The 23,924-nt window shown below is 64.6% G+C and carries 23 protein-coding genes and 1 tRNA gene; 5 read left to right on the top strand and 19 right to left on the bottom strand.

The features are described 5' to 3' along the window. Positions 1–14: 14 nt before the first annotated feature. The 13 genes from M2332_RS04315 to M2332_RS04255 form a co-directional block, all read right to left on the bottom strand. Complete coding sequence (locus M2332_RS04315; RefSeq protein WP_264573104.1) at positions 15–950, bottom strand: hemolysin family protein; 936 nt, start codon at positions 948–950, stop codon at positions 15–17. An 8-nt stretch (positions 951–958) separates the two neighbouring features. Continuing rightward, positions 959–1,501, bottom strand: a complete 543-nt coding sequence (ybeY, locus tag M2332_RS04310; RefSeq protein ID WP_264573103.1) for an rRNA maturation RNase YbeY — start codon at positions 1,499–1,501, stop codon at positions 959–961. After that, a complete protein-coding gene (locus tag M2332_RS04305; RefSeq protein WP_181559990.1) occupies positions 1,494–2,489 on the bottom strand; it encodes a PhoH family protein in 996 nt (331 codons plus the stop codon). Before M2332_RS04305 ends, ybeY begins: the two co-directional genes overlap by 8 nt. A 321-nt stretch (positions 2,490–2,810) precedes the next feature. Beyond that, positions 2,811–3,206 (bottom strand): nuclear transport factor 2 family protein, encoded by a 396-nt coding sequence (locus M2332_RS04300; RefSeq protein WP_264573102.1) that lies wholly within the window; start codon positions 3,204–3,206, stop codon positions 2,811–2,813. 99 nt (positions 3,207–3,305) lie between these two features. Beyond that, positions 3,306–4,340 (bottom strand): rod shape-determining protein, encoded by a 1,035-nt coding sequence (locus M2332_RS04295; protein ID WP_181559988.1) that lies wholly within the window; start codon positions 4,338–4,340, stop codon positions 3,306–3,308. Between the two features lie 114 nt (positions 4,341–4,454). Next, positions 4,455–5,804: a tRNA (N6-isopentenyl adenosine(37)-C2)-methylthiotransferase MiaB gene (gene miaB, locus M2332_RS04290; protein WP_264574892.1), complete on the bottom strand. Its 1,350-nt coding sequence runs from the start codon at positions 5,802–5,804 to the stop codon at positions 4,455–4,457. Positions 5,805–5,854: 50 nt separating this feature from the next. Then, positions 5,855–6,580, bottom strand: coding sequence for a lysophospholipid acyltransferase family protein (locus M2332_RS04285; RefSeq protein ID WP_264573101.1), 726 nt, complete (start codon positions 6,578–6,580; stop codon positions 5,855–5,857). Continuing rightward, positions 6,581–7,012, bottom strand: coding sequence for a Fur family transcriptional regulator (locus tag M2332_RS04280; protein ID WP_181559986.1), 432 nt, complete (start codon positions 7,010–7,012; stop codon positions 6,581–6,583). A 135-nt stretch (positions 7,013–7,147) separates the two neighbouring features. After that, the gene (locus M2332_RS04275; RefSeq protein WP_264570670.1) at positions 7,148–7,567 is read right to left on the bottom strand and encodes a MucR family transcriptional regulator; all 420 of its coding nucleotides are present in this window, start codon (positions 7,565–7,567) and stop codon (positions 7,148–7,150) included. Positions 7,568–7,676: 109 nt separating this feature from the next. After that, positions 7,677–8,171 carry a GNAT family N-acetyltransferase gene (locus M2332_RS04270; protein WP_264573100.1) on the bottom strand — a complete coding sequence of 165 codons (495 nt, stop codon included), beginning with the start codon at positions 8,169–8,171 and terminating at the stop codon, positions 7,677–7,679. After that, a complete protein-coding gene (gene tsaB / locus M2332_RS04265; RefSeq protein WP_264573099.1) occupies positions 8,171–8,845 on the bottom strand; it encodes a tRNA (adenosine(37)-N6)-threonylcarbamoyltransferase complex dimerization subunit type 1 TsaB in 675 nt (224 codons plus the stop codon). Before tsaB ends, M2332_RS04270 begins: the two co-directional genes overlap by 1 nt. Positions 8,846–8,882: 37 nt before the next feature. Further along, positions 8,883–9,470, bottom strand: a complete 588-nt coding sequence (locus M2332_RS04260) for a NifU family protein (protein WP_264573098.1) — start codon at positions 9,468–9,470, stop codon at positions 8,883–8,885. Positions 9,471–9,580: 110 nt separating this feature from the next. Next, complete coding sequence (locus M2332_RS04255) at positions 9,581–12,535, bottom strand: M16 family metallopeptidase (protein WP_264573097.1); 2,955 nt, start codon at positions 12,533–12,535, stop codon at positions 9,581–9,583. Positions 12,536–12,825: 290 nt separating this feature from the next. Between M2332_RS04255 and M2332_RS04250 the strand changes: the two genes are divergently transcribed. Beyond that, positions 12,826–13,941 carry an NADH:flavin oxidoreductase gene (locus tag M2332_RS04250; protein WP_264573096.1) on the top strand — a complete coding sequence of 372 codons (1,116 nt, stop codon included), beginning with the start codon at positions 12,826–12,828 and terminating at the stop codon, positions 13,939–13,941. A gap of 72 nt (positions 13,942–14,013) precedes the next feature. On the opposite strand, the gene M2332_RS04245 is transcribed toward M2332_RS04250, so the two are convergent. After that, positions 14,014–14,090 (bottom strand) — tRNA-Met (locus M2332_RS04245). A 141-nt stretch (positions 14,091–14,231) separates the two neighbouring features. On the opposite strand from M2332_RS04245, the gene M2332_RS04240 reads away from it, so the two are divergent. Then, the gene (locus M2332_RS04240) at positions 14,232–15,464 is read left to right on the top strand and encodes an NAD(P)/FAD-dependent oxidoreductase (RefSeq protein ID WP_181559980.1); all 1,233 of its coding nucleotides are present in this window, start codon (positions 14,232–14,234) and stop codon (positions 15,462–15,464) included. On the opposite strand, the gene M2332_RS04235 is transcribed toward M2332_RS04240, so the two are convergent. Beyond that, positions 15,461–15,973, bottom strand: a complete 513-nt coding sequence (locus M2332_RS04235; protein WP_264573095.1) for a MarR family winged helix-turn-helix transcriptional regulator — start codon at positions 15,971–15,973, stop codon at positions 15,461–15,463. The genes M2332_RS04240 and M2332_RS04235 overlap by 4 nt on opposite strands. A 206-nt stretch (positions 15,974–16,179) precedes the next feature. On the opposite strand from M2332_RS04235, the gene M2332_RS04230 reads away from it, so the two are divergent. Further along, positions 16,180–18,561, top strand: coding sequence for a TonB-dependent receptor (locus M2332_RS04230; RefSeq protein ID WP_264573094.1), 2,382 nt, complete (start codon positions 16,180–16,182; stop codon positions 18,559–18,561). An 82-nt stretch (positions 18,562–18,643) separates the two neighbouring features. On the opposite strand, the gene M2332_RS04225 is transcribed toward M2332_RS04230, so the two are convergent. Then, complete coding sequence (locus M2332_RS04225; RefSeq protein WP_264573093.1) at positions 18,644–19,171, bottom strand: 2'-5' RNA ligase family protein; 528 nt, start codon at positions 19,169–19,171, stop codon at positions 18,644–18,646. A gap of 86 nt (positions 19,172–19,257) precedes the next feature. Between M2332_RS04225 and M2332_RS04220 the strand changes: the two genes are divergently transcribed. Then, positions 19,258–19,662: a sugar transporter gene (locus tag M2332_RS04220; protein WP_264573092.1), complete on the top strand. Its 405-nt coding sequence runs from the start codon at positions 19,258–19,260 to the stop codon at positions 19,660–19,662. A gap of 7 nt (positions 19,663–19,669) precedes the next feature. Here the strand turns inward: M2332_RS04220 and mltG are convergent, their stop codons facing one another. From mltG to M2332_RS04205, 3 genes are all read right to left on the bottom strand, one after another. After that, entirely contained in the window at positions 19,670–20,641 is a 972-nt protein-coding gene (gene mltG / locus M2332_RS04215) for an endolytic transglycosylase MltG (RefSeq protein WP_264573091.1), read from the bottom strand. Positions 20,642–20,649: 8 nt separating this feature from the next. Next, the gene (fabF, locus tag M2332_RS04210) at positions 20,650–21,909 is read right to left on the bottom strand and encodes a beta-ketoacyl-ACP synthase II (RefSeq protein WP_264573090.1); all 1,260 of its coding nucleotides are present in this window, start codon (positions 21,907–21,909) and stop codon (positions 20,650–20,652) included. 170 nt (positions 21,910–22,079) lie between these two features. After that, the gene (locus M2332_RS04205; protein ID WP_181559973.1) at positions 22,080–22,313 is read right to left on the bottom strand and encodes an acyl carrier protein; all 234 of its coding nucleotides are present in this window, start codon (positions 22,311–22,313) and stop codon (positions 22,080–22,082) included. 249 nt (positions 22,314–22,562) lie between these two features. Here M2332_RS04205 and gor point away from each other — a divergent pair, with 249 nt between their 5' ends. Next, entirely contained in the window at positions 22,563–23,906 is a 1,344-nt protein-coding gene (gor, locus tag M2332_RS04200) for a glutathione-disulfide reductase (protein ID WP_264573089.1), read from the top strand. Positions 23,907–23,924: the final 18 nt, after the last annotated feature.

Below are 23,924 nucleotides of genomic sequence, written 5' to 3'. Positions count from 1 at the left end.
GCGGCGGCCTTGGCCTATTGCTCCAGATCGTCAGCCAGTGCCTCGGGCGGATGCAGGCGCACCCGCGCGACATGGCGCGGATTGGCCTCGACGATTTCGATGCGCCAACCACTCGGCTCATGCTCGATGATTTCGCCGGTCTCCGGCACGCGCCCCGCGATCACGAAGGCGAGGCCGCCAATGGTGTCGACGTCGGAATCGACCTCGGCAAGGCGCGGATCGATGGTTCGGGCGATATCTTCGAGCTCGGCGCGGGCGTCGGCATCCCACATGCCATCTTCCAGCGCCACCAGCAGTGCCTCCGGTTCCTCGTCATGCTCGTCCTCGATATCGCCGACGATTTCCTCGACGAGATCCTCGATGGTCAGCAGACCGTCCGTACCGGAATATTCATCGAGCACGATGGCGAGGTGCGTGCGCTTGGCGCGCATTTCGGCGAGCAGGTCCAGCACGCCCATGCTCTGCGGCACATAGAGCGGCTGACGGATCAGCGTCTCCAGCGACTCCGGGTGCGCTTCTCCGCGCGCCAGAATGGCAAAGGCATCGCGAATGTGGATCATGCCGGTGACATGATCGAGCGTGTCCTTGTAGACGGGGATGCGGCTGTGGCCGGCCTGAGCGAAAAGCGCCATCAGCTCCGTAAAGCTGGCATCCTGCGAAATGGCGATGATGTCCGCGCGCGGCACGGCGACGTCGTCTACAGTATGCTCGCTGAAATGGAGCATGTTGCGGAGCATCTGACGCTCGATCGGGGTGAGGTCGCCCTTGCGGGACGTCTCATCTTCCTGATCGTCATATTGCTCGATGACGCTCTCAAGCTCGTGCCTGAGGCTAGTCGATCCATTATCGCCGAAAAGCAGGGCTTTGAGGCCCTGCCATATTCGTCCGCCTTCGCTGCTACTACTACTGTCGCCCTCTTTGGAGGGGGACGGTGCGGATGTCTCCGACATCTTCTGGATCAATTCCCTGTTTCGTCAATCGGCCCGGTCATGCCGGGCCCGCGATCCCCATATGGATCATCAATGCCCAGCGTTTCAAGGGCTCGTATTTCGAGGCGCTCCATCGCCTCGGCCTCGGCGTCATTTTCATGATCATGGCCGAGCAGGTGGAGGGTGCCGTGAACGATGAGGTGCGTCGCGTGATTTTCGAGCGAAACCGCACGTTCCAGCGCCTCACGGGCGCAGGTCTGGTAGGCGAGGATGATGTCGCCGAGCAGCACCTCACCATCGTCGCTATTTTCGATGGACTCGATGAGATCGCTCTGGATCATCGGAAAGGAGAGGACGTTGGTCGGCTTGTCCTTTCCCCGGAAGGAGGCGTTGAGCTGCTGGACTTCGGCATCGTCTGCCAGCCGGATGGAGAGTTCGACGCAGGCATCGCTGTCGATGATCACCGATTGCGAAGTTTGCGCGAGCGCGGCGCGCACGGCTCGATCAGCGAGCGCGTTCCAGTCGGTCTTCTCGGCCCATTCGGGGCTGGCCTCGGTCAGCACTTCAAGCATTCGGGCCCTCATAAGCCGCGACGATCCGTCCGACGATGGGGTGGCGCACCACATCCGCCGTGGTGAAGCGGGTGACGGCGATGCCTTCAATGCCCTCCAGCCGCTCGACTGCATCAGCGAGGCCCGATGCGCCGGGCTGCGGCAGATCGACCTGCTTGGGGTCGCCGCAGATGACCATGCGACTACCTTCGCCAAAGCGGGTGAGGAACATCTTCATCTGCGCGATGGTGGTGTTCTGCGCTTCATCGAGGATGATGAAAGCATTGGCGAGCGTGCGGCCGCGCATGAAGGCGAGCGGCGCGACCTCGATCTCGCCCGAGGCGATGCGCCGCTCGACCTGCTCGGCGGGGAGCGTGTCGTAGAGGGCATCGTAAAGCGGGCGGAGATAGGGGTCGACCTTCTCCTTCATGTCGCCGGGCAGGAAACCCAGGCGCTCGCCGGCCTCGACGGCAGGGCGCGAGAGAATAAGGCGGTCCACAGAGCCGGTGATGAGCTGGCTCACCGCCTGCGCGACGGCAAGATAGGTCTTGCCGGTGCCGGCCGGCCCGAGGGCGAAGATCAGCTCGTGGCGGGCCAGCGCGTCCATATAGACGCCCTGATTGGCCGAACGCGGCACGATGGTCTTCTTGCGGGTGCGGATCATCACCTTGGGCGGCTCCGACACATCATGCCGGATGATGCCATCGAGCGTCGGCTCGGCGGACATGGCGATCACCGCCTCCACCGCGCCGCTGTCGACCGTCTGGCCGGCGGCGAGGCGATTATAGAGCCCCTGCAGGACATCGCGGGCGCGGGCGGCGCCTTCCGCATTCCCTTCGATCTGCAGCTTGTTCCCCCGTGCGGAGATGTACACGCCGAGGCGGTTCTCGATGGCCACGAGGTTCTGGTCATATTCCCCGAACAAGGCGCCGAGCAGAAACGGCTTGTCGAAGACCAGTTCGAGGCGGGCCCGTTCTCCGGCCTGGGCGGGCACGGGGCGCTTAGGCAAGCGGGCGACCAAGCGGTCGACTCAGGGCGCGGGGCGCGATGAGAGTGTCTGTCATTGCCAGGCTTCATGCCAGAAGGGCGGGGGGAGCGACAAGCGGGAAGTCTCGACCTTGAGGTGAAAAGAGGGGCTGCGGTTTGGGTGAGGGCGCGGGTGTGATCTTGCGGCGGGGTCGGTTTCCCTGGGAGGTGTGAGGGGGGACGAGTATTTCTCGTCATTCCCGCGCACGCGGGAATGACGATGGAAAAATCCAAAGTCGGCGCTATCGCCGTTTCGAAATTTTGATCTTGAATGGCCGGCACTCGCTTCTTTGCGGCACGCCCCTTAGCCGTGCGCCGAATCCCAATGCTCCACGATCAGGCCATCGCGAATGCGATAGGTGTCGTACCACCAGACCGGCGTGAGCCGCTTGGGGTCGGGCGGGTCCGGCAAATACCGCCGGAACATGAGCTGGACGAGGTCGCCCTCGGCGAGGACGAATTCGAACCGGGTCAGCGGATAGGTGCCCGGCTCCAGCGGTTGCATGTCTGGAAATTCGGTGCGCAGGAAGGCGATGAGCGCTGCCAGTCCCTGGCCGATGCCGGGCGAATGCTGGATGTAATCGGGCGCGATATATTTGCCCGCAGCCTCGATGTTGCGACCGTCGATGACGTCATGCCACATCGCCAGCACAAGTTGCTTGTTGGCCGCGAGCGCGACGGCCTCCGGCGATTGCGCCATATCCTCTCCCCAGCAGTGTCGCCCAGGACTAGCGGGTTCCACCGACACGTAAAATGGCGATTGGAAGGCGTGCCCGGCCACCTGCTCGGACGGAGAACCTCAGGCCGGGGCCAGCACGCCGTCGTAGATCGAATCTTCCAGCGCCCGGCCGGCGCCCATCGCCACGCACATCAGCGGGTTTTCGGCGATCTTCACGGGTAAGCCGGTCGCGACCGCAATGGCCTCGTCCATGCCCCGCAGCAGCGCGCCGCCGCCTGTGAGGGTGATGCCCTCGTCGATAATGTCGGCGGACAGCTCCGGCGGGGTCTCCTCCAGCGCGGTCATCACCGAGCCGACGATCTGGTTGATCGATTCGCGCAGGGCCTCGGCGATCTGGGCTTCGCTGATCTCGATTTCGACCGGGCGGCCATTGACCAGATCGCGTCCGCGCACGCCCAGGGTTATGCCGGCGCCGTCGGGCGTCATGGCATTACCGATCTGCTGCTTGACGCGCTCGGCCGTTATCTCGCCGATCATCAGATTATGATGGCGCCGGACGTAGGAGGAGATGGCTTCGTCCATCTTGTCGCCGCCGACACGCACCGAGCCGCTATAGGCGATGCCGCTCAGCGACAGCACGGCCACCTCGGTGGTGCCGCCGCCAATGTCGACGACCATGGCGCCAATCGGGTCTACCACCGGTAAGCCCGCGCCGATTGCGGCAGCCATTGGCTCCTCGATGAGCTGCACGTCGGCAGCGCCGGCGCGCGAGGTGGCGTCGCGGATCGCGCGGCGCTCAACCATCGTAGCGCCGGAGGGCACCGCGACGACGACGCGGTTGCGGCCCATGCGCGCGCTGCCCAGCGCCTTGTCGATGAAATGCTTAATCATCTGCTCGGCGATTTCGATGTCGGCGATCACGCCATCGCGCAGCGGACGCAGGGCGCGGACGCCTTCCGGCGTCTTGCCCAGCATCAGTTTCGCCTCATTGCCGACGGCCTTGATATGGCCGACGCCCGCGATCGTCTCGATCGCTATGACGGACGGCTCGTTCAGGACGACGCCCTTGCCGGCGACGTGAACCAACGTGTTGACGGTGCCCAGATCGATCGCGAGATCATGGCCGGAAAAGCTGAAAAAGCGGGAAAACTTCATACCCTCGAGATCGTCACTGAGTGAAGCCGTTCACATGCCGCGCGGGCACGGTGGCGTATTCTGCAAAGAGGTGAAGCGGTGTTTTCAGGGGACCGTTGCCCGCGCCTGCCCACCTCAGGCGGCAAGCGGACTGGCGAGCGCGCCGGCGAGGCTGTTGGGCCCGGCCGAGAGAATATCCACCGCGATCAGATCGCCGATGGCCGCGCTCGTGCCATCGATATGGACCGACTGGAGCCAGGGCGTCTTGCCGATGAGCTGGCCGGGGTGCCGCCCCTTGCGCTCCAGCAAAATGGTCGTGCGCTTGCCGACGAGGGCCTGGTTGAACGCCAGTTGATGAACGTTCAGCGCGGCCTGCAGGCGCTTGAGGCGCTCGTCCATCACCTCTGGCGCGATCTGGCCTTCCATATCGGCAGCGGGCGTGCCCGGGCGCGGACTGTATTTGAAGCTGAAGCATTGCGCATAGCGTGCCTCGTGCACGATGCTCAATGTCTCCTCGAACTCTGCATCGGTCTCCCCGGGAAAGCCGACGATGAAATCGCCGGACAGGGCGATGTCCGGCCTGGCGGCGCGGACGCGCTCGATGATGCGCAGATAGGAGTCGCGACTGTGGCTGCGGTTCATGGCCTTGAGGATGCGGTCCGAGCCGGCTTGCACCGGCAGGTGGAGGAACGGCATCAACGCCGGCACCTCGGCATGGGCATCGATCAGCGCCTGCGTCATGTCGTTGGGGTGGCTGGTGGTGTAGCGGATGCGCGCAAGGCCGGGCAGCCTGTCCAGCGCGCGGATGAGCCCGTCCAGCCCCTGCGGGCGACCGGCGTCGTCTTCGCCGGACCAGGCATTCACATTCTGGCCGAGCAGGCTGATCTCGCAGGCGCCAGCATCGACCAGCGCGCGCGCCTCATCTAGGATGGCGCTCCAGGGGCGGCTGACCTCCGCGCCGCGCGTATAGGGCACGACGCAATAGGTGCAGAACTTGTCGCACCCCTCTTGCACGGTGAGAAAGGCAGACGGCGCGGATCGGCGTGCCCGACCCGGCAGCACGTCGAATTTGGAATCGGCGGGCATGTCCGTATCGACGGCCTCGCGACCCGCCACCACATCGTCGATGAGGCCGGGCAGGCGGTGATAGGCCTGCGGGCCGACGACGATATCGACGGCCTTGGTGCGCCGGGTGATTTCCGACCCTTCCGCCTGCGCCACGCAGCCCGCGACGGCGATCATCGGGCGCGTGCCATCCTCCCGCCGCAGCCGACCAATGTCCGAATAGACCTTCTCGGCCGCTCGCTCGCGGATGTGGCAGGTGTTCAGCACCACCAGATCCGCCTCTGCACCGTCGCCCGCCGCCGTCATGCCGCGCGCCGCCAGCAACTCGCCCATGCGCTCGCCATCATAGACGTTCATCTGGCAGCCGAAGGATTTGACATGGTAGGTCTTGGGTGGGGTCTGGGTCATGCCCGCGCCTATACAGCCGTTAGGACGAGGGGGGAAGGGCAGGCCGCTGCGGGGCCTGCCGTTCAGCCGGGCAGGCCCATGGCCGCGGCAAGCCTCGCCCGCGCGCTGGCGGCGAGTGCCTTGCGATCGGGATGATCGCCGGGATCGAATGGATCGAGGAATCGCAGCGTCAGGGTGCGCCGGCCACGCGCGCCGAGGATGCGGAGCGCATTGGCGATGCCGCTCTCGCCCTCGTTCCAGGCGACGAGATCGGTTCCCGCGCCGTAATCGATGACGACCGGCTGGATGAGGATGGAGCGGGGCGGCGGGAGAAGAACCGAAAAGAGAGCCGGCTTGAACGGCAGCAGAGACTGGCCGTCCCCAGTCGTCCCTTCCGGGAACAGCGCGATGGGCTGATGCGCGGCCAGTGCGGTACGCACGGCATCGATCTGCCCGGAGACGGCTCCGCGCCGCTCGCGGGTGATGAACACGGTATTGTTTTGCGCCGCGAGCCAGCCGACGATGGGCGCACGCGCGACATCATCCTTGGAGATGAACGCGGTCCGCGTGGCGCCGCCCAGCGCCAATATGTCGATCCAGCTCACATGATTGGCGATGAAGAACACATCGTGCAGCAAGGGGGTGCCCTCGATGCGGACGTCAAAGCCCGTCGCGTGCGCGGCGCGCGCGAGGAAGCGCTGGGGCCAGGGCGAAACGCCGCGGTGCCGGGCGAGAAGATGCGGGATGACGCAGGCAATGACGACGCCGATCAGGCGCGCAAGCCTCGCGAGCGCGCGCAGGCGGCTCACTTAGTCCTTGCTGCGATCGCGATCGAGCGAGACGCCGTAGAGCTCCATGCGGTGATCCACGAGCCGATAGCCCAGCTTCTCGGCGATCTGGCGCTGGAGCTGCTCCAGCTCCGGGTCCACGAACTCCACGACCTTGCCGGATTCCACGTCGATCAGGTGATCGTGATGGGCTTCTGGCGCCGGCTCATAGCGCGCGCGGCCATCGCCGAAATCATGACGCTCCAATATGCCTGCCTCTTCGAACAGGCGCACAGTGCGATACACCGTGGCGATGGAGATGTTGCTGTCGATCGCGGAGGCGCGCTCGTGCAGCTTTTCCACATCGGGATGGTCTTCGCTTTCGGAAAGCACGCGGGCGATCACGCGCCGCTGCTCGGTGATGCGCAGGCCGCGCTCTGCGCACAGCGCTTCTATGTCAATCGTCCGGGACATGGAGACTGTGTAGCTGAATTTGCCCGTTCTGGAACCCGCAATTTCGGCTTTTTGACGATTGGCGGACAAGAAAAATGCCGCCCTTGTGCAAAGGCGGCATCGTTCGATTTTTGCGTTCGCGCGCGGGGCGCGGGATTATTTGCGGCCGCGCTTGCGCGTGGTGCCGAGACCGATCTTCTTGGCCAGCGTGCGGCGCTGCTCGGCATAGTTGGGCGCGACCATCGGATAGTCAGCGGGGAGTCCCCACTTCGCGCGATAGTCTTCCGGTGTCATCTGATAATGGGTCATGAGATGCCGCTTGAGCATCTTCAGCTTCTTCCCGTCTTCCAGGCACACGATGTAATCGGGCTTGATCGAAGAACGGACAGATACGGCCGGCTCCTGCTTGGGCTGCGGCGGCGCGACGTCCTGCTGAAGACCGGCCAGCGCACTGTAAACATTCTGGATGAGCGTCGGCACGTCCGACACAGCCACGCTGTTATTGGATACGTGGGCAGCCACGATATCCGAGGTGAGCGTGATCAGCACTTCGTCTTGAGCGTTAGTATCGGACATATGAAGTTCCCATTATCAACTTGCGACCCGTAGAATCACTATTCTTACTCTATATTCTACCGTTAAACATTATGGGGATTGAACGATGAGCGCAAGAGAAGTTTCGGACTCAGGACGCTCCCTGTCCCAAAACGAGTTTCAAACTCAAAGCATCAAAGCGGGAACCGTTCGATCCACAATAGTAGTTAAGTCGAACATTATACTGATGAAAGCCGGCTTTGATATAAAGATGAAGAGCTGGATTCCCTGATCGCACTTCCAGAAAAATTGTTTCTGCGCCGGTTCCCTCGGCCTCTGTCATGCAGCGATCAAGTAATCGGCGGCCATGTGTCCGCCCACGATGATCCGGATGGACGGCAAGCAAAAGAAGCTCCGCTTCGCCGGCAATACTGCGGATTAGGCCGAAGCCGACCGGTCCGGCATGGGTGTAGCCAGTCACCAGAATGGAGCCGGGCAACTGCATCATGCCCATCAATTGCGCAGAGGACCATGCTTCGCCAAATTCCGGTGGGAAGGCGGCCGACATCACCTGCATGGCGGCGCCGATCTCGTCCACACAAGGATCGAGACTGGCCACGATGCGGAGCGCCTCCTTGTCCTGCATCAGCGAACCGGCGCTGGTCTGGGCTTGCTTAAGGCAGCCATGGGCTTCGCGTCTGCCCCGCGCCCGTAATCGGGCACGGGCGGGCGGGTGCGCTGCGTGACGGGCAGGCGGACCACCGCGCGGGCATCGGGAAGCAGCGGAACGGCCTGACCCCGCGCGCCGGCATCGACCAGCGTCTGGGCACCCGAGCCGACGAGCAGGCCGACGTTGAGAGACGCCGCCAGTTCGTCGATTGGCGTGGATCGGACGGTGAGGGGCGGGCCGTCGGGCGTGACAGGCGATGCCGCATCCGCCCAGAAGATTTCGCCATGTCCACCGACCATCGTCACTGCGAACGGCTCTGTCGGTGCCAACTCGGTGCGCGCGATGGCGGCAACCAGATCGAGGCAGCCATAGCCGGAAATAGGCACCTGCCATGCGAAGCCCAGCGCGCGCGCGGCAGCCAGCCCCACGCGCACACCGGTGAAGCTGCCGGGGCCAATGTTCACGAGAATGGCGTCAGCGCGGCCGCCCTCGGGCAGCGCGGCGATAGCGGGCAGCAGCGCTTCGGCATGACCGCGCCCCAACTCGCGATGCGTTGCCTCAATCAACCGGTCGCCATCGAAAAGGGCGATGGAGAGCGCCGGCGTGGCGCAATCGATAATGAGCGTGCGCTGCGCCAAGGGCTGGCTCATCGTGCGCGTGGGGGAACGATCCGGCGCATCGATCGGCTCAGACGGCCCGGACTTCGGTCACTTCCGGCACATAATGCTTGAGCAGTTGCTCGATGCCGTTCTTGAGTGTCGCGGTTGAGGAGGGGCAGCCGGCGCAGGCGCCCTGCATCCGCAGGAAGACGGTGCCGCGCTCAAAGCCGCGATAGACGATATCGCCGCCATCATTGGCGACGGCGGGGCGCACGCGGGTGTCGATCAATTCGCGAATCTGCGCGACGATGTCGGCATCGGCCGGGTCGTCGCCGGGCATGGCGCCATCGTCCTCATTCTCCGCCGGAACGCGGATATCGTGCGCCGTGCCCGGCGCGAACAGCGGCATGTCCGCCGAGAAATGGTCGAGCAGGATCGCGATTACGTCTGTGCGCAGCGAACTCCACGCAACGCCCGGCGCTGCCGTGACCGAGATGAAATCCCGGCCGAAGAACACCCCGGTCACATCCCCGAGGTTGAACAGCGCTTCGGCGAGCGGCGAGGCCGTCGCCTCGTCTGCGCTTGCGAAATCGCGCGTGCCGGAGGTCATGACCGGGCGCCCCGGCAGAAACTTCAGGGTTGTGGGATTGGGGGTCTGCTCGGTTTCGATGAACATGCTGGCTCTCGCGCGAAGGACGGAGGCCGGCTTGAACGCGCGCCGGCCAAGGATGCGACTGCCTCCCATTTGGGCCGTCACCGGCGCTCGTGCAAGGGGCGAGTTGGCGCCTAGCGCGTCGGAGCGGATGCCGATCCGGCCGATGTGCCGAGCGCCGGGGCCGGCGCGCTCTCGGGCAGAACCACCGCGGACCAGCTTTTCTCCGGCACGAGATAGCGGGCAGCGAGCGCCTGCAGGTCGGCTGGCGTGATGCTGGTGAGATCACGCCCAAGCGCGCGCGCATAGCCAAGCTGGTTCTCGTCGCGGGAGAAGCCCTGCAGCTGGTCCATCCAGAAGGCATTGCTGTAGGCCGCGCGCGTCAGCAATTGACGCACCGGCGCGATCTGACGGTTGAGTTCATCCTCCGTCACCGGATTGGTGGTCAGATCGCGCACCAGTTCATCCACCAGCTGATAGAAATACGGGATGCGCTCGGGCTTGAGCTGGGTCTGCACGACCAGAAACCCGCCGCCGTTCATCCGTTCGGGCCAGTTGCTGGATGCGCTGGGCGTGTAGGCCGCACCGTCGATGGAGCGCAGCCGCTCGAACAGCCGGTCGGTGATGATGCGGGCCAGCATTTCAAGCTGGCGGCTCTCGCGAATGTCGGCGACGCCACTGCCGGTCGGCCAGGCGATGATCGCGGCGGCCTGTTCGTCCGGCCCGTCATGGACGATGCGAACCGGGGTCGCCACATGAGCGGGGAAATTGAGCGCGAGGTTGCGGGCCGGTGGCGGTGCGTCGGCGCGTTTGGGCAGAGCGCCGAAGCTGGCGGCCACGGCGGCAATCGCCTGCTCGACATCGAGATCGCCGAACACCTGGATTTCAATGGGGCCGTTGGCGAGGCGGGGTGCCCAGACCTTGCGGAAGGCATCCAGCGTCAACGCCGTGCGATCATCCGGCGAGGCCGGGCTGAAGCGGGCATCCTTGTCCCGCAGCATCCACTCGAGATCGCGGCCAATGGCTTCCGCAGCGGAGGCTGGCACCGGATCATAGCTGGCCTCAAGCATTGCCATGGAGCGGCGCAGCGGTGCCTCATCCCAGCGGGGGAAGGCCAGCTTGGAGGCGAACAGGCGCAGCTGATCGGGATAATCCTGCGGGCTGCTCGTGCCGCTGAGCGTGAACGCATCGTCATCGATGCCGAAGTTCAGCGACAGGCGGCGGCCGCTCATCAGATCGTTCAGCTCTCGCTGGCCGAGGTCGCCGATGCCACTGGCAGTCAGCGCATAGGGCACCGCCCACAAGGCGGCGCGCTCATCCGGCGCGAAGCTCTGGCGGCCATGGCCCCAGCGCACATTGATATGCACCTTGCCCGGTTCGGCTTGATTGCCGGCGACCAGCAAGCGAACACCATTCTCGAACGTGACGTTCTGGATGCCGAGCACACCGAGGTCCGTGCGCGAGGCAACCTTGCCCGGCGCGGGCAGCTTGGGCAGCGCGGCCATGGTCACCCGCGAATCGCTCAGGCGCGCGCGGGAATTGGGCTCGACCTGCGCGCTGAAGGCAGTCTGCAGGCGCTGTTCGGCATTGTCCTGCGGCGCGCGCAGGCTCAGCAAGGCGCGTTCCACCGTAGCGGAGAACAGCCGGTTGGTGGCCGCGAGCAGTTGCTCGGGCGTCATATATTTCTTGGAGGACTGGTAGATGGCGAGCTGGTCCTGCGGGGAGACGACCGTCTCGCGAATATCCACCGCCTGCACGATGCTCTCGACCTGCTGGGGACTACCCTCAATGGCTGCACTGGCTACCAGCGCAGCGAAGCCTGCTTCCATGCCCTGAAACTCGCGGTCGATATCGACCTGACTGGGGGCGACCCGGCGGGCATCCTCGATGATCGCGCGCACTTCCTGCAGCGCCTTCTCCCAATCACTCCCATTGGGCACGATGGTCACATAGGTCGCATTGGCCGAGCGCATGCTGTTATCCAGCGACACATTGGCCTGCACGAACGACGCACCGTCGCTGGCCACGGCTTCGAGGCGCCGATTGATCAGTTCCAGCGCGACCATGTCGGCCAGCCGCATCTGGTTGAAGACGATCGTATCTTCGTTGAACACCCATGGCCGCAGATAAGCGAGGCCGACGCTATAGGGCACGCTCGGCTCGACGATCACCTTGGTGGCCGGGGCGGAGGGATCGGGCTTGCCGAAGTCGGGCAGCGGCGTCGCGCGGCCCTTGGCCTTCCAGCCGGAGAAATGCGCGCGGACCATCGCTTCGAGCGCGGCCGGCTCCATGGACCCGGAAATGGCGATCACGGTGCGATCGGGGCGATACCAGCGGTCGTGGAAGGCGCGCAGGGCTTGCGGCGTCGCCTTGAGCAGCGTCTGCTCGGTGCCGATGGGGCTGTGGCTGGCGAGGCGCTGGCCGGCGAAATAGAAGGCGCGGATCTCGTCACCCAGCCGGGCGCCGGGGCCAAGGCTCTCGCGCCGCTCGGCGAGGATGACGGCGCGTTCGGCCTCCACGGGCACCTTGCTGATGTTGGGCTGCTGCATCATGCCGGCGAGAATGCGCAGGCTCTCGTCAATGCCTTCGTTCGTCGCGCGCGGCAGATCGAGCGCGTAGGTGGTGCCGGTTGGCGTGGTCTGCGCGTTGCTGTCGCTGCCGAACTCGGCGCCCAGCCGCTGCCAGATCCGCTTCGATTCGCCATCGGGCACATCGCGCGATCCGCGGAAGGAGAGATGCTCGATGAAGTGCGCAAAGCCGGCTTCGGCAGGCTCTTCCATCAGCGAGCCGACATCCACCCGCACGCGGATCGATACCTGTCCGGCCGGCACATCGTTGCGGCGGACCGCATAGCGCAGGCCGTTGTCCAGCACGCCGAACTGCCATGCCGGGTCGATGGGCACGTCGCTCTTCTCGTAGAGCCACGGGCGCTCGGCCGGAACGGTGGGCTTGAGCGTCGGCTCGCCCGCCTTGGATTGCGGCTGAAGAAGGCCGGGCACCTCGCCCTGTGCGGCCAGTGGCGCCGAAGCGATCAGGCCGAGGACAACGGTTGCGGAAACGATGGGCCGGAAGATATCGGAAACGGTCATGATGCCAGTCTATTGCCCATTGCGTGTGGGGTCACCCTGAAACTCAGGGCAATGATGGTCGGGCGGAATGCCGGCCTTGGCGGAAGATGAGCGCGCGGGTTGGTTGCGCGTACAGGCGGTCGGTCGGCACGCCGCAGGTATCGCATCCCAGCCTGAACGCCAGATGACCGCGCTTGCGGCGAACAGCTGGAAAGGTCGCTGCCCGCAAATCCTCCCAGGCATTTGGCATTTGGCGGCGCGCCCCTATCTACCAAGCCGACGACCCACTCTGAACCCTGGAGTTACCGGCTATGCCTGGCATTGGCGACGCACTTTTTCGGCCTTTTCAGTTCAAATCGCTTTCCCTCCCCAATCGCATCGTGATGGCGCCGATGACGCGGGCGAAGGCCCCCGGCGGCATCCCCGGCGAGCCCAATGCGGATTATTACCGGCGGCGGGCCGAGGGCGGGGCAGGGCTCATTCTCTCGGAAGGCACGGTGATCGACCGGCCAGCCTCGCGCAACGATCCGGGCATTCCCTTCTTCCATGGCGAGGCGGCGCTTGCCGGCTGGGCGGGAGTGATCGAGGCAGTCCATACCGCCGGCGGGCGGATGGGGCCGCAGCTCTGGCATACCGGCTCGACTCGCACCGGTAGCGGCTGGGAGCCGGACGCTCCGGTGGAAAGCCCCTCCGGTCTGCTCGCGCCCGGCGAACCGCGCGGCGTGGCGATGACCGAGGAGGATATCGCCGATACCGTGGCGGCCTTCGCCAAGGCAGCCGCCGACGCCAAGCGCCTCGGCTTCGATACCATCGAGATCCACGGCGCCCATGGCTATCTGATCGATCAGTTCTTCTGGTCTGGCACCAATGTTCGCGAGGATCGCTATGGTGGGTCTACCATCCGCGAGCGGGCGCGCTTCGCCGGTGAGGTTGTCGCCGCCATTCGCGCGGCCGTCGGGCCAGATTTCCCGGTGATCCTGCGCGTCAGCCAGTGGAAGCAGCAGGATTATTCCGCCCGGCTGGCCGCGACGCCTGCCGAGATGGAGGACTGGCTGCAGCCGCTGGTGGATGCCGGCGTCGATATCCTCCACTGCTCGCAGCGCCGCTTCTGGGAGCCTGAATTCCCGGAGATCGACGGCGAGGCCGGCCTCAATTTTGCCGGCTGGGCCAAGAAGTTGACCGGCGTGCCGACGATCAGCGTCGGGTCCGTGGGGCTCTCCGGCGAGTTTCTGGCGGCCTTCGGCGGCGAAAGCTCGACCAGCGTGGAGCTTAATCGCCTGATCGAGCGGATGGAGCGCGACGAATTCGACCTCATCGCCGTAGGCCGCGCGCTGATCAGCGATCCGCAATGGCCCCGCAAGGTGCAGCAGCAGGACTGGAACGACCTCAAGGGTTTCAGTCCGGCGGACCTGCAGGAACTCGTCTGAGCAGGGGAGGGCGCGCCACGTCTACGGCGCGCTCTTCCAGCCTCGGCTTTGCGATCTACGTTGCTGGAAGGATGGTAGCGGAGGAGGGACTCGAACCCCCGACACGCGGATTATGATTCCGCTGCTCTAACCGGCTGAGCTACTCCGCCCCAAGGGCTTGCTGCCGCCTTGCGGCGTCAGGCCGGCGCGCTATACGCAGGCGAAATCGGATGGTCAATGGTTGACCGTTCGATTGCGGCACCTTCGTTTCTCTGGCAAGGCCGCGGGGTAATTTGCATTGGGGAGATGACGTGCAGCATTTCGACTGCTTGATCGTGGGGGGAGGCCATGCCGGTGCACAGGCGGCGATCCTGCTTCGCCAGCTCAAATATGAGGGGTCCGTGGGCCTGATCGGCGATGAGCCGGAATTTCCTTATGAACGCCCGCCGCTGTCCAAGGACTATCTGGCCGGCGAAAAGACCTTCGAGCGTATCCTGCTGCGCCCGGCCAACTTCTGGACGGATCAGGCGATTTCGCTGTTCCTCGGGGAGCGGGTCAAGACGATCGATCCGGTCGCGCATCAGGTGGTCACGGCCAAGGGTACGGAATTTTCCTATGGCAAGCTGATCTGGGCGGGTGGTGGCTCGGCCCGGCGGCTGTCCTGTCCGGGCTCGACGGCGAGCGGCCTGTTCACCGTGCGGTCGCGCGCCGATGTCGATGGGTTGATGGCCATTCTGCCCACGGCGGAGCGGTTCGCCATCGTCGGCGGCGGCTATATCGGCCTTGAAGCGGCGGCAGTGCTTAGCAAGCTCGGCAAGCAGGTCACGCTTCTGGAGGCCCAGGAGCGGCTGCTGGCGCGCGTCGCCGGGCCGGAACTGTCCGACTTCTTCGCGCAGGAGCATCGCGCCCATGGCGTGGACGTGCGCCTCTCGGCCTCGGTGGATGCCATCGAGACCGGCGATCAGGGCCAGGCCACCGGCGTTCGGCTGGCCGATGGCGAGGTGATCCCGGCAGATGCGGTGATCGTCGGGATCGGCATCGTGCCGGAGACCGGGCCGCTGATTCTCGCGGGGGCGAGCGGCGGCAACGGCGTGGATGTCGATCAATATTGCGAGACCTCGCTGCCCGACGTCTACGCGATCGGCGATTGCGCCGCGCATGAGAACCGCTTTGCGGCGGGGCGCCGGATGCGGCTCGAATCGGTGCAGAACGCCAATGATCAGGCGCGCACGGCCGTGCAGCATATCATGGGCAACCCCGCTCCTTATGAGGCGGTGCCGTGGTTCTGGTCGAACCAATATGATCTGCGCTTGCAGACCATCGGTCTGTCGCTGGATTTCGACGAGTGCATCGTGCGCGGCGATCCGGCTTCGCGCAGCTTCTCGGTTGTCTATCTGCGGCAGGGGCATGTCATCGCGCTCGACTGCGTCAACCGCACCAAGGATTATGTCCAGGGCCGCGCCCATGTCGTCGCCGGGAGCCGCCTGGACCGGGCGCAACTGGCAGATGGCGAAATTCCGTTGAAAGAGGTCGGCGTCGCCTAGCGGCTGAGGTCGGGCGCGTCCGAGGGGGACAAGCCCACGGTGCCCACCGGCCTGATCTTGCGCAGCAGATCGATCAGCAGCTGTTGCTCCTGTGTATCGAGATGCGCCAGAAGCTGGGTTTCGTGGCGGTGGATGCGTGCGGCGGCCTCGGTGAAGGCGGCGCCGCCCTTGTCCGTCAGCGTGAGGGAAAACGCCCTGCGGTCCGAGGTCGAAGGCCGACGCGTCACGAAATCGAGCGCGACGAGCTGATTGACCAGCGTCACCATATTGGTGCGCTTGATGCCGAGCGCTGTGCCCACCCGGCCCTGGCTGATGCCGGGATTGGCGGAGACGACCGACAACACAGCAAAGAGCACTTGCCGCATGTCGCTATCGGCAAAGGTGCGGGAGAAGTCGGCAGACATTACCGCGAAGGCGCGGCGAAGATGATAGCCGGCCAGATCGCCCAGAAGACCGAGCGAGAGAGCATCGGATGGTTCGGCAGATTGGTCTATGGCTCCCCTCCTCATGCTTGCGGTCCCCTCATGGCTGAGGGTTACCGCCCGAAAATCATTTCCCAGCTAACGGTGTGTTGCGCGTAAATCACAGCCCCGCACTGATTGTTATGTCGCATTGCTAGTTGCGCATGGTGGGCTTATTTTTCCCGGCCAGGTCAATGCCCTGCGGGGCACGCGCGGCCTCGCTGCGCCGACCAAGAAACCACAGGGAGGATATCATGAAAGCCCCATTTCTCATTGGCGCAGCGCTCGGCGCGCTGATCTCCACGCCGCTCTTGGCGCAGGATACGGCCGCGACCCAGACGCCCCAGGCGATGGATACGGAATCGGAAGCCGGCACGATCATCGTGACCGCGCGTCGCCGGGCCGAATCCCTGCAGGATACGCCTGTCGCGATCTCCGCCTTCGATGCGCAGGTGCTCGAAGATCGCCAGATCAACCAGACGTCCGATCTCGAGACGATCACGCCCAACCTCCAGTTCAAGACGGCCGGCCAGCTCTCCGGCAACTCCGCCGCGACGGTGGTGTTCATCCGCGGCATCGGCCAGCTCGATCCCACGGCGGCGGTCGATCCGGGCGTGGGCATCTATCTGGATGAAGTCTATGTCGGCCGCGCTGTCGGTGGCGCCATCGACTTCGGCGATATCGCCGGCGTTGAAGTGCTGCGCGGCCCGCAGGGCACGCTCTTTGGTCGCAACACGATTGGCGGCGCCATTCTCGTGCGCACCAAGCAGCCGGAGCTGGGCCGGTTCGGCGCGGATGTGCGTCTGCGCCTTGGCTCGGACAGTCTGATGGAAGGCTTTGCCGCCCTCAACATTCCGCTGGGCGACACATTGGCGGCGCGCGTCTCGGGCGGTTTCCGCAAGCGCGATGGCTATGTGATCCGCGAATATGATGGCATCGATCTCGGCAATGACGATAGCGCGACGCTGAATGGCGCGCTCTATTGGGAAGCCAGCCCGGACATCAAGGTGAACATTCGCGGTGACTACACCAAGCGGGACGAGAACGGGGCGCCGTTCGTCTTCGCCGGCGTGAACCGGAACGCACCGGTCGCGGCGATCGCGAGCGTGGCTGCCGGCTGCCCCGGCGCCACCATTCCGTTCGCCCCGCTCACGCCGGGCGATCCGCGCTTCGGGGCGCCGAACGTGCCGCAGATCAACGATGCCCGCTGCGCCAACAATTTCCAGAACAAGGGCCCGTTCGTCAATGGCGGCACGGCACCGGTGCTGAGCACCTCGGAGGTCTGGGGCGTCTCGGGAACGGTCACCGCGAATGTGACCTCCAATGTCCTGCTCAAGTCGATCAGCGCCTATCGCTCCACCCAGTCGCGCGGCGTGCGCGATGCGGACAATACCCCGCTGCTGCTGATCACCACGGATGTGGGCTCGCAGTCCGACCAGTATAGCCAGGAACTCCAGCTGCAGTATGAATCGCCGGTGCTCAACGGCATCATCGGTGGCTATTACTTCAATGAGAAGACCAACGAGCGGGCGACCGTGCCGCTGGCCTTCCCGCCGTCGCCGCCGGTGATCGGGTCCCTGCTGGCAGGCGGCCCCGGCTCGCGCGACCTGCAGGTTTCTGATCTGGAAACGGATTCCATCGCGGTATTCGGCGAGCTTTCGGTCAAGCCGATCCAGAATCTCGAGATTTCTGGCGGTTTGCGCTACACGCGGGACAAGAAGAAATATCACGGCATCGTGTTCAACCTGTTCCCAGCCACGCTGCCGGACCCGGATCCGCTGCCGACGCTGGCGATCCCGCAGGGTGGCCCGCTGTTCATCTATCCGGGCCCCTATTCGCAGAGCTTCTCTGCGCTGACCGGCTCGGCGAGCGTGCGCTATTCGTGGACGCGCAATGTCAGCACCTACATTTCCTACTCGCGCAGCTTCAAGTCGGGCGGCTTCAACACGCGCTACAATGCGGCGCCTCCGGGCAATGTGCCGACGCCGTTCGACGAGGAGAAGGTGGATAGCTACGAGATTGGCGCCAAGTTCGATTTCGGCGATTTCCGCTTCAACGCGGCGGCTTTCCAGGCGGATTACAGCAATATCCAGCTGATCTTCCGTCAGGGTGTCGTGCCGCTGCTGTTCAACGGCGGCAAGGCGCGTATTCGCGGGCTTGAAGGCGAGCTGAGCTATCATCCGCGCGCTTACGGCCTGCGGATCGACATCGCGGCGAGCACGCTCAACGATGAGATCCTGAGCATCACGCCTGTTCCGGGCGCGACGGCGACGGTTCAGCCGGGCGATGACCTGCCGTTCACGCCCTCCTTCCAGGGCAATTTCGGCATCGGCTATGAGATCCCGCTCAACGACGACGTGACGCTGACGCCTCGCTTCGACGGCAATTACAGCGCCAGCCTCAAGTTCATCACCGGCAGCGTGCCGGAGATCGAGCAGGACGGCTATTTCGTCGGCAATGCCTCCGTCACGCTGGCTAACAAGGCGACCGGTTGGAAGCTGACCGGTGGCGTGCAGAACCTGTTCGACGAGCTGTATCTGGTGCAGGGCAATGCGTCGCTCGGCACGCTGGGTTATGCGGAGAAGATCTACGCTCGTCCGCGCAGCTGGTATGTGCAGGCGTCGATCTCGTTCTGATTGTGACGAAACGGCGGGCAAGGCCCGGCTGATGCAGCGGCCCGCTTCGTGATGAAGCGGGCCGTTTCGTTTGTGGTAACGATCAGCGACGAAAGCGGTGCTGGCTCAGGGCAGACCAGGGGCCGCCTTCATAAACCCATACCGCAAGGCCGGCGATGCCAAGAGGGGCAGGGCGGATCTGTGTCCGCAACAGCGCCAGCGTCTCCTTCGCGACAGAGGGAGCGACCTTGTTCTGGACCGTGATGTGAAGGCGCTTGAGCGCGCGGTCCTGCGGAATGAGGTGTCGCTCAAACCGCTCGGCGATCATGGCGCGTATGTCGAGAAGCTCGTCACTCTCCACCGCCAGCGCGACAAGACCGCCTGACCCGAACGGCGCGCCCAGACTGGCCGGGGGCGCGGGACGATCGACTAGGCCCTTCAGCATCGTCCGCAGTTCGGCATGCAGGGACGGCGGGAGATGGTGGAACAAGGTGATGTGCGCCGGCACCTGATTGCGGCCGGCTGGATAATGGGTCTGCCGCAGCCGGTCGGCCCAAGCTTGGTCCGCGCTCCTCAAATGGGCGGTGACGATGAGGGGGCCGCGCGGCAGTTCGAGGACAGTTTGCGTCATGTCAGAACCGGGCTAAAGTGGCCGTGCAACAAGCCATGGGGAGGTGGTGTGTGATGACGGGTGAGGGGGACCATCGCAGCCGGAGCATGTCGCAGATTCCGGCTATTCTGTTTCTGATATGGACCCTGATCGGAATCGCCGCCTTCATTGTCCAATCGACCGCCAATCTCGAAGAGCTGGCGATGGCCGATTCCTATCAGGCGGAAATCTGGGCCAACATGCCGCGCTGGGCCTGGCTGAGCTACGGCGTGGCCGTCGCCGCCGCGTTTGCCGGCGCCGTTGCCCTTTTGGCACGGCGCGCCGCCGCCGTCTGGTTCTCGCTCATCGCGCTGATCGCCATATTGGTCCAGTTCAGCTACTCCTTCCTCGGCACCGATCTGCTGGCAGTCAAGGGCGCGAGTGCGGCGCTGTTCCCGGCCTTCATCGTGCTGATTGCGATGCTGCAACTGGGCTATGCGCTGCGGTTGCGGAGCAGGGGTTTGCTCCGCTGAGCAAAGCTCACATTTCGCCGCGTTGACGGCGGATGTCATACCATTTGCGCACGTTCGCATTGTGCTCGGCCAGCGTCTCCGCGAAGATATGCCCGCCCTTGCCATCCGCGACGAAGTAGCGCGCTTTCGTTGCCGCCGGCCGCAGCACGGCCTCGATGGAACTGCGTCCCGGATTGGCGATCGGCCCCTTGGGCAAGCCGGTCATTGCATAGGTATTATAGTCGTTCACCGCGCGGATCTCCGACTGGAGGATGCGGCGGCCAAGCGGCTTGCCCTTGGTGATCGGGTAAATGATCGTGGGGTCGGCCTGCAGCATCATACCCTCGCGCAGGCGATTGGCGTAGACACCGGCCACCGTGGGCCGCTCGGCGGGGATGGAGGTTTCCTTCTCCACGATGCTGGCGAGGGTGACGGCCTGCGCAGGTGTCTTGACTGGCGTTGCAGCCGAGCGTTTGGGCCACTGCGCGGCAATGAAGCTCGTCATTGCGGCCTGCATCCGTCCAAGCACTGCCGCGCGGGTCTCGCCCTTCTGGTAGCCATAGCTGTCGGGCATCACCGAGCCCTCCTCGGGCACGGGAATGTCTCCGGTCAGCTCGTCATTGGCCATCAGCCGCTCATGCACGAGGATGGAGGGCATGCCCTCTGGGATGGTGACGAGGTGGACGAGGGTTTTGCCGCTCTGGAGAATGCCCAGAATGTCAGCGCTGCTCGCTCGTCGGGGGATGCGATATTCGCCCGCCTTGATCGACCCATCCGGCCCCAGCACCCGCGCGCGGGCAAGGAAGGCGGTGGCGGAGCCGATGGCGCCTTGCGCTTCCAGCTCGTCGGCCGCCTTGCGCAGCGTCGCGCCCTCGGGAACGATGATCGTCGCGTCGGCCCCAAGCGGGCCGGGCCTCGACCAGCCATGGACGAAGAGAAGCGCCGCAGCGGCCAGTCCGGCCAGCAGCAGAGCAGCGACCGTGAGGACGATGCGGCGCATTGCGGCCGTCAGAGAGCCTTGAGCACAAGGCTGGCGTTGGTGCCGCCAAAGCCGAAGCTGTTGTTGAGCACGGCCTTGACCTTCCGCTGCTTTGCCGTGTGCGGAACGAGGTCGACACCCTGGCAGCTGTCGCTGGGATCATCCAGGTTGAGCGTGGGCGGCACGATCTGGTCGCGCATCGCCAGGATGCAGAAGATCGTCTCGACCGCGCCGGCACCGCCGAGCAGATGGCCGATGGCCGACTTGGTGGACGACATCGACATGGTCTCCAGTGCGGGACCGAACAGCCGCCGCACTGCGCCAAGCTCCAGCTCGTCGCCGAGCGGGGTGGAGGTGCCATGGGCGTTCACATAATCGATGTCGGCGAGCGAAAGCCCGGACCGGCGCATGGCCATTTCCATCGCGCGATAGGCGCCAGAGCCTTCCGGATGGGGTGCCGTCACGTGATAGGCATCGCCCGAGAGGCCGTAGCCTAGGATTTCGGCATAGATCTTCGCGCCGCGCGCCTTGGCGTGCTCATATTCTTCGAGCACGACCACGCCGGCACCTTCGCCCATGACGAAGCCATCACGCGCTTGATCCCACGGGCGGCTGGCACGCCAGGGTTCGTCACGAAATTCGGTCGAAAGGGCACGCGCCTGACCGAAGCCGGCAATGCCGATCGGGCAGATGGCGCTTTCCGCGCCGCCGGCGAGCATCACATCGGCATCGTCGAGCGCGATCATCCGCGCCGCGTCGCCGATCGAGTGAACGCCCGTCGCGCAGGCCGTAACGACGGCGTGATTAGGGCCCATCAGGCCATATTTGATCGAGACCTGACCGGAGATCAGGTTGATCAGGCGACCGTGGACGAAGTGCGGGGAGACCCGCTTGGGGCCCTTATGCTCCAGCACCAGCGATTCGCTCTCGATGCCCGGCAGCCCGCCAATGCCCGAACCGATCGAACAGCCGGTGCGCAGACGCTCGGCTTCGCTCATCTCAGTCAGGCCGGCATCTTCTATGGCCTGGCCGGCCGCGTCGATGCCATAGACGATGAACGGATCGACCTGACGCTGGACCTTGTGATCCACGCGCTTGTTCGGGTCGAAGCCGAATTCATGATCCGGGGCCTTCACTTCGCAGGCGTAATTGGTGTGGAAATCGGTCGCGTCGAAACGGGTGATCGTTTCCGCGCCCGACCGGCCGGCGATGATGTTCTTCCAGCTTGTCTCCACGTCGCCGCCAAGGGGCGAAACCATGCCGAGACCTGTTACGACGACACGACGCATTTCACTCTCCTGATCCAGTCACCCGGCCAGTTGCCCGGAACGCCGGGCGCTGATCAAACACGAACGGCCCTCCCATGGCGAGTCAAACCCGCAACCGGAGAGCCGTATCCATGTGTATTCACTGGCCGGTGCATGTCCGCGACGAGGCCGCGAACCGGGCTCCCGCTATCTTACTGCTTGCCGTCGATGAAATCGATCGCGTCCTTGACGGTGGCGATCTTCTCGGCAGCATCGTCGGGGATTTCGACGCCGAACTCTTCCTCAAAAGCCATGACGAGCTCGACGATGTCGAGGCTGTCAGCGCCCAGATCGTCGATGAAGCTCGCGTCTTCGGTCACCTTGTCCGCCTCGACGCCGAGGTGCTCGACGACGATCTTCTTCACGCGATCCGCGGTCTCACTCATGAGAGGTCCTTTGCTTTACTTTGGTCTTCAATCTGGAGATGCCCTAGAGCCTAGGGCGGGGCGTGACAAGAGGCTAGCGATAGCGGGCGCAATTGCCCCGTGCGCGGCGCCTTTCCGTCCACTCGCAGCGTTGCGCGGCGTCGGAAGACGTAGCGAATCTGGTGGCGTCCCTCGCAAAATTGCTTTGCGCGCGATGCACTCACGCCCATATGCGCGGACACGATCAAGACAATCCGAGGATCTCTCCTGATGAGCGACTATGACTTCGACCTGTTCGTAATCGGTGCCGGATCGGGCGGCGTGCGGGCTTCGCGCATTGCAGCGGCGCATGGTGCCAAGGTCGCCGTGGCGGAGGAGCACAAGGTCGGGGGGACATGCGTGATCCGGGGCTGCGTGCCCAAGAAGCTGCTCGTCTATGGCGCGCATTTCGCCGAGGACATTAAGGATGCCCGCCGTTTCGGCTGGGATATTTCGGACTGCAGCTTCGACTGGCCCACCCTGCGCGACAATGTGATCGGGGAGGTCTCCCGGCTCGAAGGGCTCTATCAGCAGACGCTCGACAATAACAAAGTGACGACTTTCCACGAGCGCGCGACGGTGGAGGGGCCTCATGAGGTGCGGCTGGCCAGCGGCAAGCTGGTGACCGCCAAGGTCATCCTCATCGCGGTCGGCGCCTGGCCGAATGTGCCCGATGTGCCCGGTGCGGAGCTGGGGATCACCTCCAACGAGGTCTTCCATCTGGAAAAGATGCCCAAGCGCGTTGCGATCTTCGGCGGCGGTTATATCGCCAACGAGTTCGCCGGCATTTTTCACGAGTTCGCCTGTCAGGTGACGGTGGTGCTGCGTGGCGACCAGATCCTGCGCGGCTATGACGAGCAGATTCGCGACCGGCTGCTGCAGATCAGCATGGCCAAGGGCATCAACTTCCGCTTCAACGCGCCGCTCGAAAAGATCGAGAAGCAGGAGGATGGCTCCCTCAAGGTCTTTATCGATGGTGGCGATCCGATCGAGACCGATCTGGTGCTGTTCGCCACCGGCCGCAATCCCAAGATCGGCGGGCTGGGCCTGGACAAGGTTGGCGTGGAAACGGCGAAGGGCGCGATCAAGGTCGACGAATATAGCCGCACCAACGTCGAGAGCATCTACGCAGTCGGCGACGTGACCGACCGGGTGCAGCTCACCCCGGTGGCGATCCGTGAAGGCCATGCCTTCGCCGACACCGTGTTCGGCGGCAATCCGCGGACGGTGGATTATGGCTGCATTCCATCCGCCGTGTTCAGCCATCCGCCAATCGGCGCTGTCGGCATGACCGAGGGCGAGGCACGCAACACGCTGGGCGCGGTCAAGGTCTATACCTCCGACTTCCGGCCGATGAAGAACACGCTGGCCAATCGCAACGAGCGCAGTCTCTACAAGCTGATTTGCGAGGAAACGACCGGGCGGGTGGTCGGCATCCATATGATCGGCCCGGATGCCCCCGAGATCCTCCAGGCTGCGGCCATCGCGGTGAAGGCGGGCCTGACCAAGGACGATTTCGACGCCACCGTCGCGCTGCACCCCAGCATGGCGGAAGAGCTGGTGCTGATGCGCTGAAGGTTTAGGCCGGCACGC

The organism is Sphingobium sp. B11D3A (genome assembly GCF_025961695.1).
Classification (GTDB): Bacteria; Pseudomonadota; Alphaproteobacteria; order Sphingomonadales; family Sphingomonadaceae; genus Sphingobium.
This window is presented reverse-complemented; position numbering and strand designations above follow the sequence as displayed.